Annotated in this window: 9 protein-coding genes; all 9 read right to left on the bottom strand. The window is 64.3% G+C overall.

What is annotated here, in order from left to right; all coding sequences use genetic code 11:
* Window positions 1–198: 198 nt before the first annotated feature.
* Window positions 199–2130, bottom strand: a complete 1932-nt coding sequence (locus tag AACR77_RS16290) for a DUF1302 domain-containing protein (RefSeq protein ID WP_052224821.1) — start codon at window positions 2128–2130, stop codon at window positions 199–201.
* 558 nt (window positions 2131–2688) lie between these two features.
* Entirely contained in the window at window positions 2689–3318 is a 630-nt protein-coding gene (locus tag AACR77_RS16285) for a CoA transferase subunit B (RefSeq protein ID WP_042882803.1), read from the bottom strand.
* A gap of 188 nt (window positions 3319–3506) precedes the next feature.
* Entirely contained in the window at window positions 3507–4208 is a 702-nt protein-coding gene (locus AACR77_RS16280) for a CoA transferase subunit A (RefSeq protein WP_042882802.1), read from the bottom strand.
* A 201-nt stretch (window positions 4209–4409) separates the two neighbouring features.
* Complete coding sequence (locus AACR77_RS16275; RefSeq protein WP_042882801.1) at window positions 4410–5429, bottom strand: YeiH family protein; 1020 nt, start codon at window positions 5427–5429, stop codon at window positions 4410–4412.
* Window positions 5417–6397, bottom strand: coding sequence for a DsbA family protein (locus AACR77_RS16270; protein ID WP_081999480.1), 981 nt, complete (start codon window positions 6395–6397; stop codon window positions 5417–5419). Before AACR77_RS16270 ends, AACR77_RS16275 begins: the two co-directional genes overlap by 13 nt.
* Complete coding sequence (locus AACR77_RS16265; protein ID WP_042882800.1) at window positions 6394–7713, bottom strand: MFS transporter; 1320 nt, start codon at window positions 7711–7713, stop codon at window positions 6394–6396. The genes AACR77_RS16270 and AACR77_RS16265 overlap by 4 nt, the downstream gene beginning before the upstream one ends.
* Window positions 7714–7917: 204 nt before the next feature.
* Window positions 7918–8967 (bottom strand): 3-keto-5-aminohexanoate cleavage protein, encoded by a 1050-nt coding sequence (locus AACR77_RS16260; RefSeq protein ID WP_039038787.1) that lies wholly within the window; start codon window positions 8965–8967, stop codon window positions 7918–7920.
* 52 nt (window positions 8968–9019) lie between these two features.
* Window positions 9020–9868, bottom strand: coding sequence for a TauD/TfdA dioxygenase family protein (locus AACR77_RS16255; protein ID WP_042016952.1), 849 nt, complete (start codon window positions 9866–9868; stop codon window positions 9020–9022).
* A 74-nt stretch (window positions 9869–9942) separates the two neighbouring features.
* The coding region (locus AACR77_RS16250) for a zinc-binding dehydrogenase (RefSeq protein ID WP_231563268.1) at window positions 9943–10322 on the bottom strand (380 nt) is incomplete at its 5' end.

Here is a 10322-nt window from a genome sequence, read left to right as displayed (position 1 = left end):
CGCCGGTATAGGCGGGGATGGAGCCGTCGGCGTTGGCCGCGGCATCGGCGCCGACCTGGGTCAGGCTGGTGCCCAGCTTGCCCGCTTCGCTGGCGGAGACGGCCGCCTGGGCCTGACTGGTGAAGGCCAGGGCGAGGGACAGGGCCAGCATGGTCTGTTTATGTTTCATCATCTTGTTCTCCGACTCGGTCGCTTGACTCAATAAGTGGTCTTGAGGGTCAGGTAGACGGCCCCTCTGTCTTCCGTGGTGGCGCCGCCACCGGAGAAGGAGGAGTAACCGCCGGCATAACAGGTGTTGCGCTGGGTCGCATCCAGGGCGTTGGGGGTGGAGCCATCGGTGGCGCCGTCGTTACAGTCGGCAGACTTGCCGAAGGAGTCCACGTACTTCAGATCGACGAAATACTGGTTGTAGATGGTAGCGCCGAGGCCAAGGGCGTAGTTGCCGGTGTCCTTGGCACCGCCGCCCTGCACGGGAGACACCCCCGCCAGGCCGAGGTTGATCGACAGCGGCATGCTCATGTCCACGCCGGGGAACACCTGATACCAGGTCGGGGTGAAGTTGACCGCCAGGCCCCAGTTGTCGGTGGTCGACTTGTCGAGCCCCTGGTAGCTGTCCTCGCCCTTGTAGAGCGCCTTGTTGTGATCGTTGAGGCTCAGCAGGTTGCTGTAATAGAGCTCGGCCAGCAGGGCGGCGCCGTCGAACAGCGGGGTGTCGGCCATGGTCATCAGGCCGTTGAGGGTCCAGTGCAGGGTCTCGCCGGTGGCGCTGTAACCGTCGCTGTCGTCGGTGATCACCCCGGTGCTGTCATTACGGGCAGGCAGTGCGCCGAGCCCCTGTTTCAGCCCGAGTGGACCCGAGGCACTCAGCAGCGCCGGGATGCTGGAGAGGGGCATGTTGTGGCGATAGTTCAGATCGCTGCCCACGCTGACCCCGGCGATGTCCTTGGACAGGCTCAGACCCAGGATGTCGATGTCCTCGCCGTAGGCCAGGGAATAGCTGGTGTTGGCAATCGAGTTACGCAGGTTGGGAATAGCCCCGGCCGGCAGGGGATTCGTCCCGCGGACGCTCAGACCACGGGCGTCCAGTACCGCCTGGGGCAGGATGTCGGCGGTGCGACGGTAGTAGGCCCCCAGGGTGGCATCCAGCGCCTCGGGGGACCACTTGGTCATGAAGCCCCAGTCACCGTGCTTGCCCGGATCTATGTCTGTCCCGCGGCGGATGTTGCTCAGGGTGCCGTTCGGCCCGGCGAGGCCGGGGCCACCGGTGTGACCCAGCAGGAAGGCGCGGGCACCGTAGCCCACCAGATCGGAGCCACCGTAGAAGGTGCCGGCCTCCGGCAGACGGGCCGCGTCCCAGTCGAAGAAGTACTGGGCGGCGAAGGTCCACTCCGGGTTCAGGGTGAAGGAGGCGGAGATCTGCTTGCGGGGCATGAACAGCTCTTTTGCCTCGGTGCCCGGGGACGCCGCGAGCTTGGCGAGATCCAGGCCAGACTGGCCGTAGCTGATGGAGTGCACCGGGTTGAGTAGGGTCTCGCCCCAGAAGATGTTGTGCTGGCCAATCTTGACGCCGAGCAGCGACTCGTCACCTATCTCCATGTTGTGGAACACGAAGGCGTCGAGGATCTCGCCGGAGGGGCCGTTGTAGTAGCGATCGGCATAATCGCTCAGCCCCGGCTGGCCAAACATGGTCGACCTTGCGGGGTTGGCGCCCCAGCCCGGGATGCCGGAGGCATCACCGTTGTTGTTCAAAAAGGGGTTGTCGCTCGCGCCGACGTCGTCATAGGCATAGTCGTACCAGCTCGCCGCACTGATGCGAAAACCGGTATTGCCCTTGTTCACCACGTCCAGCTCGGTCAACAGATCGAAGCGGGTGGTGACGGTGTCGCCGGCATCCTTGAAGTTGTAGTCCCCATCGTTGCTGTTCGGGGTGGCGAGCATCCGCTCGTCGGCGCTCTCGGTGCGCATGCCGTAGTTGAACTTGCCGGTGTTGTCGAAACGCACGGACCACTCTTCACTGTCCGTGTCGATCTCGACCGCCTGAGCGGTGGGCAGGAGCACGGCCGCAATGGCCGTCGCCAGCAGGCTGAGGCGCAGGGCACCGCAACCATGACTCGTGTGCTTGTAATCCATTACAGTCTCTCCGAGTGTCGTCATCTGTTGTTTGTTGTTCTGTGTCTAGTCGCCGTTTCCGTTGGCTTTATTGTCTGGCTTTATTGTCTGGCTTGTTGCTTGGCTTCTTGCCTGGCTGTTGTGCCAGTGTCGGCGCTTCCCTTGGGGATGAGGGGGCGCTCTGTTTGCCTCCTCCCCTTGCGGGTTCCTCCCCCGGGTGCGCTCTGTGTTGTTGCTACCGACTCTACGGCCAGCCCAACCCCCTTGCTTGCCATTGAACGTCAGCCACTTTTCATTTGATGACAGGGAGTGGCGGCGCCGAACAAGCGGCGCGAAAGGGGTGTCGGACGGCATCCGCGCAGGGATTCTCGGGGCTCAGCCAGGGACCATGGTGAAGGACAGGGGTCCGCCAAGGGGCTGGCGTGTCCAGTGAGTGGGTGGGTGATGGCAGTCTGTTATCGGGGCGAGAGGCAGCAGGCAGAGCATCTGCGCCGTCACGGAGAGCATAAAAGCGGCGGAGCAGGCCCAAGCATCCTCACTCCGCCGTGAAAATGGCCGACGAGTCGGCCCACACGCGATTCAGCGGCAGATGCGGCAGCCGGTGGCGGCCTGCAACTGCTCAAATTCGATGCCAGGGGCCAGCTCCACCAGCTTGAGGCCGCTTGGGGTCACGTCCAGCACGGCGAGATCGCTGATGATGCGATCCACCACCCCGACCCCGGTCAGGGGCAGGTTGCACCACTCCAGTATCTTGTGCTCACCGTTCTTGGCGCAGTGCTCCATCAGCACCACCACCCGCTTGACCCCGGCCACCAGATCCATGGCCCCCCCCATCCCCTTGACCAGCTTGCCGGGGATCATCCAGTTCGCGAGATCCCCGCGTTCCGAGACCTGCATGGCCCCGAGCAGCGCCAGGTTGATGTGGCCACCGCGGATCATGCCGAAGCTCTCGGCGCTGTCGAAGAAGCTGCTGCCGGGCAAGGTGGTGATGGTCTGCTTGCCGGCGTTGATGAGATCGGGATCCAGCGCCTCCTCACTCGGGAAGGGGCCTATGCCGAGCAGGCCGTTCTCGCTCTGCAGCCACACCTCCATGGCATCCGGGATGTAGTTGGCCACCAGGGTCGGCAGGCCGATGCCGAGGTTCACATAGAAGCCGTCCTGCAGCTCCTTGGCGGCGCGCTGCGCCATCTCTTCACGGGTCCAGGCCATGACTTAGCTCCTTACTGCAGGCTGTTGAAAACAGGAAGCCACCGGCAGTTCCTGGGTGATGCACAGCGCCCTCTCTTCACGGGTCCAGGCCATGTTATCTACTCCTCAGCGCGCAATGTTGAATACAGGAAGCCACCGGCAGCACCTGGGTGATGCACAGCGCCCTCTCTTCACGGATCAAAACCATCTTATTTCTTCTCCATGACGGTGCGCACTTCGATGCGTTTCTCGGGATTGGGGTTGTGCACCAGCCGCTGCACATAGATACCGGGCAGGTGGATCTCGTCCGGGGCCAGCTCCCCCACCTCGACTATCTCCTCCACCTCGGCCACGCAGACCCGGCCCGCCTTGGCGCAGAGCGGGTTGAAGTTGCGCGCCGTCTTGTTGAACATCAGGTTGCCCGCCTTGTCGGCCCTGGCGCCCTTGATGATGGCGAGATCCGCGGTGAGGGATCGCTCCATCACATACCACTCGCCGTCGAACTCGCGGGTCTCCTTGCCCTCGGCGATGAGCGTGCCATAGCCGGTGCGGGTGAAGAAGGCGGGGATACCGGCACCGCCGGCGCGAAGCTTCTCGGCCAGCGTCCCCTGGGGGGTGAACTCCAGCTCCAGCTCCCCTGCGAGATACTGGCGCTCGAACTCCTTGTTGCCCCCCACGTAGGAGGAGATCATCTTCTTGATCTGGCGGCTGTGGAGCAGAGGCCCCAAGCCGAACTCGTCCACCCCGCAGTTGTTGCTGATGATGGTGAAGCCGCGTTTGCCGCTCTCCTGCAGCGCCTCGATAAGCTGCTCCGGGATGCCGCACAGGCCGAAGCCCCCCGAGGCGATGGTGATGTCGTCCTGCACCAGATCGCTAAGAGCGGCCTGGGCGCTGGGGTAAACCTTGTTCATAACTACCTCTCTGCTCTCTGGCTAGTCCGTTGGCCACAGGGGCGCGTTCGTTTATTGCGGTTTTTCTGATTGATCTCGTATCGCGATCGTCCGATTACGCCGCTACGCGGCTAATCGAACCTACGCAGTCAATTGAGTTGGTAGGTTCGGGTAGCGAAGCCTATTCGGACGTTCGCGGCATTCATGACATTCCTGATATGCCTAAGGCTTGATGCCCCAATGCATCAGGGTCAGCACCAGGGCGACCAGGAAGGCGGTCTCCCCCACCATCAGCAGGATGGGTTTGATGCCGACCGCCGCCAGCTCCTTGAGCTGGGTCTTCATGCCGATGGCGGCGATGGCGATCACCAGGCACCAGCGCGACAGCTCGTTGACCCCCCCCTGAACCAGGGCGGGCACCCAGCCTGTGCTGTTGATGCAGGCCAGCACCAGGAAGCCGACCGCAAACAGGGGCAACAGGGGCGGCCGCTTGCCGGACGCGGGATCCGCCCCCTGCATCCGGGTGATCATGGCGGCGACCAGGATCACCGGCAGCAGCATGGCGACCCGCATCAGCTTGACCACTGTGGCCACGTCCCCGGTCTCGGTGGACATGCTGTAGCCGGCCCCCACCACCTGGGCGACGTCGTGAATGGTGGCACCGAGAAAGACCCCCGCCTCCACCGGCGTCAACTCGAAGAAGCGGGCGATCATGGGGTAGAGGATCATCGCGAGCGTCGAGAGCACCGACACCCCGATCACCGTGAACAGGGTGGCGCGCTCCTTCTGGGGATGGTTCGGCAGGGAGGCAGCCAGGGCCAGGGCGGCGGAGGCACCACAGATGGCGGTAGCGCCCCCGGTCAGCATGCCAAACAGGCGCTGGAAACCCATCGCCTTGGCCACCACCACCGACAGGCTGATGGTCACCACCACCAGGGTGACCACCAGCAGCACCGGCATCCAGCCGAGTTCGGCGATCTGGCCCAGGGTGATGCGCATGCCGAGCAGGGCGACCCCGATGCGCAAGACGCTTCGCGCCGTGAACTCGATGCCCGCCTTGCAGCTTCCCTCGCCGCTGAGGAAGTTCAACCCCATGCCGAGCAACAGGGCGAACAGCAGCACGGGGGCGCCGTAGTGCTCCGACAGGAAGGTGGCGGCGGCCGCCACCGTGATGCTGACCGCCATGCCGGGGGCCAGTGTCCGTACCCGCTGGAAGCGATCCGTCATGGTCAGGGTGAGCATGGGATGGCCTCCTGGGACTCGATGACGATGGACAACCCCTCCCCCGCCGGCTCGACCGGGTAGCGGCGCACCCTGAGCTGGGTCGAGTTCAGCAGCAACCCGGTCGTCAGGTTGAAACGCAGACCGTGGGCAAGGCACTGGATCACCTCCCCCTCCAGCCGGCCGCCGCACAGGGACGCCCCCTGGTGGGGACAGCCGTCATCGATGGCATGGAAACGGCCATCGACGTTGAACAGCACCAGGCTCTTGCCCGAGTCCTCGATGAGGACGCGCTGGCCCGGCGCGGGCACCCGCTCGGCCGGCACCAAGACTCGCGCCTGCGCCCGGGACATCGCCGCGACGGCCTGGTGCAAGCTGGCAAGCAACTGCGCCACGGGCTGGGCACCGCTGAGGATCCGCCCCTTCCCCAGCACGAAGCTGGGCACCCCCTGCCGAGCCGCCTCTGGCTGATCGCCGAAAAAGGGGGTTCCGTCTCCCTGCAGGCTGCCCACCAGATCGGCAGGCGAGAAACCCACCGCCTCGGCCAGCCCCAGCAAGGTAGCACCATCCCCCAGATCCCCGCCGTGCAGGAAGTGGCAGGCAAACAGCCACTCCAGCAGACTCTCCAACTGCGCCGGCGATCCCAGCTGGCAGGCCCGTTGCCACAGGCGGTGGGCATCGGCCGTGTTCGGCATACGGGGGATCTTGTCAAAGTCCAGCTCAACGCCGACGCTGGCCGCCGCCTGCCGCACCTGAGCCTGGCGCAGGCGCATCCCCTGTTCGCTGCCAAGGCGCCGCAGATAGAAGGCGTGAAAATCCTCCCCCTGCATCGGCAGCGCGGGCAGCAGTTGCACCCCGCGCCAGCTCACATCGACCCGCACCTCGGGCCGCTCCACCCGCAGCTGGGCCAGCGCCTCATCCAGCTGACGCTTGCCGATGAGGCACCAGGGGCAGATGAAATCGAAATAGACCTCGATGCTGAGCCTCATGCCCTCACCTCGCAGCCCTGGGGGCCGGCGACGACCTGGCGGGCGTCCCCTTCAATCCTGGCCACGTCCTTGTGGTAGTGGCGCTTGCCGTAGAAGAAGACCGCAGCCGCCGCGACGCTGATGAGGGGTACCAGCTGGAAGGCGTTGTCCAGCCCGATGTGATCGGACACCTTGCCGGTGATAAAGGGACCGGGGGCCAGCCCCAGCAGGTTGTTGGCAAGGGTCAGGGTCGCAAACGCCGTACCGTGCACGCTGGCGTGGGTGAGATTGGCCACCATGGCGCCGGCGGGGCCCGAGGTGCCGGTGGCGATGAACATCCCCAGACCGATCAGCACCAGCTGGGGGAAGCCGGCCGGCAGGGCAAACGCCAGGGAGAGCAGGAGACAGCTGCCGAGGCAATAGGCGATGGCGAGGCTTATCTTGCGATCCGGCCGGTTGCGGCACAGCCGATCGCTCAGCATGCCGCACAGGATCATGCCGGCACCGCTGCACAGCACTATGATGGCGGCCATGAGTCCCGCCTTGTCCGTGTCCAGCCCGTAGTAGCGGTTGAAATAGCTCGGCATCCAGACGATGACGGTGCCGCCGACGAACAGCTGCAGGCCGCTGCCCACGTAGGCCGAGATCACCGAACGGCTGGAATAGAGGCTGCGCAGGGGGTTGCGGCCCGCCTTGCTGCCCTGGGCCGCCCGGCTGGCCTGGGAGATCCGCGCCTCCTTGACGATGAGGGGATAGATGGCCGCCAGCACCAGACCGAACAGGGCCATGCCGGCGAAGGCCCAGCGCCAGCCGAGGAGATGCGCCAGCACGCCCCCGCAGGCCATGCCGAGCACAGAGCCGAACATGCCGCCGGAGATGAAGGCGCCGGAGAGGGTGGCCCGCATCTCCCGCGGGAACACCGAGACCACCACGGCGATGCCGACACTGCCGTAGGCGGCCTCCCCCACTCCCACCAGGAAGCGGGCGATGAACATCTGCTCGTAGTTCTGTGCCAGGGCGCAGCCCAGGGTCGCCAGGCTCCAGAGCGCGGCCATCATGGCCAGGCTCTTGACCCGGCCGAACCGGTCCGCCAGCAGGGAGAGCGGGAAGGTGAGCAAGCCGACCATGAGCGCGACTATGCCGCTGAGCAGGCCGAGCTGGGTGTCGGAGAGTGCCCACTCCCCCTTGAGCATGGGGAAGACGGCGTTGAGCACCTGGCGTGACATGTAATCGGAGATGAGCAGACCGAAGGTCAGCGCAAACACTATCCAGGCATAACGACGGGGCACGGCAACCTTGCCGGCCTCGGGGTCGTCATCGATATGAAACGTAGCCATACATTCCCTCGCGCTACTGCAAATTGGGTTGGGTATTCGGTCAACCAGCCGGTGGAAAGGCCCCCGGCCAGACAATATTGATTCATCACTCAGTTGCCCTGCGTGCTGCATAGTGCAAGGACAACCGGCGTTTGGCAAACAGGTTCTTAGGGCGCTTGGCTTGGGGCCTTGCGCCCTGACACGCAGATCTGCGTGGGTATTACATCACTTCTTCAGGAAGCCCTGCTGACCGCCCTTTGGATTCGGAGCGAAGCCGTTGGCTGCAAGGGTTTCTTCAACCGTCTCATAGAAAACACCGATTTTGAGGATCTCGCGGGCTTCCTTACCGTTGGCAACTGGACGGCCGATCTCTTTGGCAAGGCGCACCAACTGTTCGATCTGCTCGACGGAGGTCATCTTACGCGAACGGTCCTGGGTCCAGAGGTTATCCTCAATACCGCAGCGCACGTGCAGGCCCATCGCCATGCCCATCAGGTTGATTGGCAGGGTGTTGAGCATGGAACTTTCCACCGTCAGCATGGTGCCGTCAGGAATGGCGCGCAGGAAGTTGGCCATGCTGTAGATATGCGGCTGGTCCATGCCACCGCCAATCGCCACCCAGTTGCATACCAGCGGCCCCTTATAGACACCGCGGCGGATCAGCCGCTCCACCGACTCGTAGCTGTTGATGTTGTAAAACTGGAAGGCACTCTGGATGCCGGCGGCACTCAGACGCTTGACGTGCTCCTCGATGAAGCCAGGGCCGGAAGGCACGATCATCTCGCGGTAGGCTTCGTAGGTATCGGTCCCCATGGAGGTGCCGGCGTAGTCACGCTTATCCATCTGCTCGACCACGTTCATCTGCGTGGTGTTGACGGTCACAGTGACTTGGTCGGGTTTGGGCTCGAGTTCGGCGAGCATGTGCCGAGTGTCGTCATGCAGCCACTTGGCGGCCGCGCCATCTTCTGGCGGCGCGAAGGAGATAGAGCCGCCGACCTGGATGATCATGTCCGGCACGGCCTTGCGCACACCAGCGATCAGTTCGTTGAACATCGACAGGCGCTTGGAGCCCTTGCCGTCCAGTTCACGCACGTGCAGGTGCAGTACGGCGGCGCCCGCTTCGTAGCAGTCGACCGCTTTCTGGATCTGCTCTTCCATGGTCACCGGGATGTCTTCCGGATAGTCAGAAGGGAACCATTCAGGGCCATACGGGGCTACGGTAATAACCAACTTGTCCTGATTTTCAGGGAAGAGAGAACCGTCAAGGAAGTTCATGTCTATTGCCTCAAGTTATTGAAAATTAGCGGTATCACTGGGATGTTACGACTCAGTAAGGCGTGTCGCCCATGATCCCGGCCCGCTCCATCTTGCGATGGCAGGGGGCGTAATCCATGGCGGCGTAGTGCTGGGTGCTGCGGTTGTCCCAGATGGCCACGCTGCCCGGTTGCCAGCGCCAGCGCACCTGGAACTCGGGGATATAGGCCTGGCTGATGAGGTAGCGCAGCAGATCGCTGCCACCCATGGTGTAGTCCTGGCCGACACGGACATTCGCCGGGGTGTGGTAGTTGGTGAAGTGGGTCGCGAAGGCGTTGACGAACAGGATCTTCTCGTCGGTCTCCGGGTGGGTGCGCACCACGGGGTGCTCGGCGTCCGGGAACATGGCCTTCAGGGCGAGCCGCTTCTCCATCGGCATGGCCGCCCCGAAGCTCGCCTCTATGCTGTGGCGGGCGCGCAGGCCGGCGATCTTCTGTTTGATCTCCTCGGGCAGCGCGGCGTAGACCGCCGCCATGTTGGCCCAGAGGGTGTCGCCCCCCACCGGCGGGCACTCCACGCAGCGCAGCACGCAGCCCATGGGCGGTTGCTCGCGCCAGGTGGCATCGGTGTGCCAGGCGTTCTCGTAGCGATCGTTGGGCACATCCGGCGACTTGTAGATGCGCACCAGACCGGGGTGATCCGGATCGCTGCCCGCCACCGGGTGATCCTCCAGCTCGCCGAAGCGGCGGGCGAAGGTCACGTGATCGCTGCGGCTCATCTCCTGATTGCGCAGGAACAGTACCTTGTGCCTGAGCAGTTGGGCGCGGATCTCGGTGAACAGCCCTGCGTCGTGGGCCGCATCCGCCAGCTGGACGCCGCTCAGTTCGGCGCCGATATGGCAGGTCAGTTGTTCTACACGCATGTCTCTCTCCCTGAATGACAAGTCGGTGCGCTCAGGCGCCGCCATCGAGTGCGGGCTGGCCTGAGATCCTTGGCCTAGATGATGAAAACGGAGGAGCCCGTGGTCTGGCGCGACTCCAGATCCCGGTGGGCCTGCGCCGCGTCCTGCAGCTCGTACTTCTGGTTGACCTCGATCTTGATCCGCCCGCTGGCCACGTGATCGAACAGCTCGCCGGCCAGGGCCTCCTTCTCGGCCGGGTCGGCGATGTAGTCCGCCAGGGCCGGTCGGGTCAGATAGAGGGAACCCTTCATGGCCAGCAACTGGGGGTTGAAGCCGTCGATGGGGCCGGAGGCGGTGCCCACGCAGACCATGAGTCCGCGGCGCTTGAGGGAATCAAGCGAGCCCAGGAAGGTACTCTTGCCGACGCTGTCAAACACCACGTCAACCCCGGCTCCGCCGGTCAGGGCGCGCACCC

Source organism: Aeromonas sp. ZOR0002 (genome assembly GCF_963866995.1).
In the GTDB taxonomy this organism is placed as follows: domain Bacteria; phylum Pseudomonadota; class Gammaproteobacteria; order Enterobacterales; family Aeromonadaceae; genus Aeromonas; species Aeromonas caviae.
Note: the sequence above shows the minus strand (reverse complement) of the source record. Positions and strands in the feature narration are given on the sequence as shown.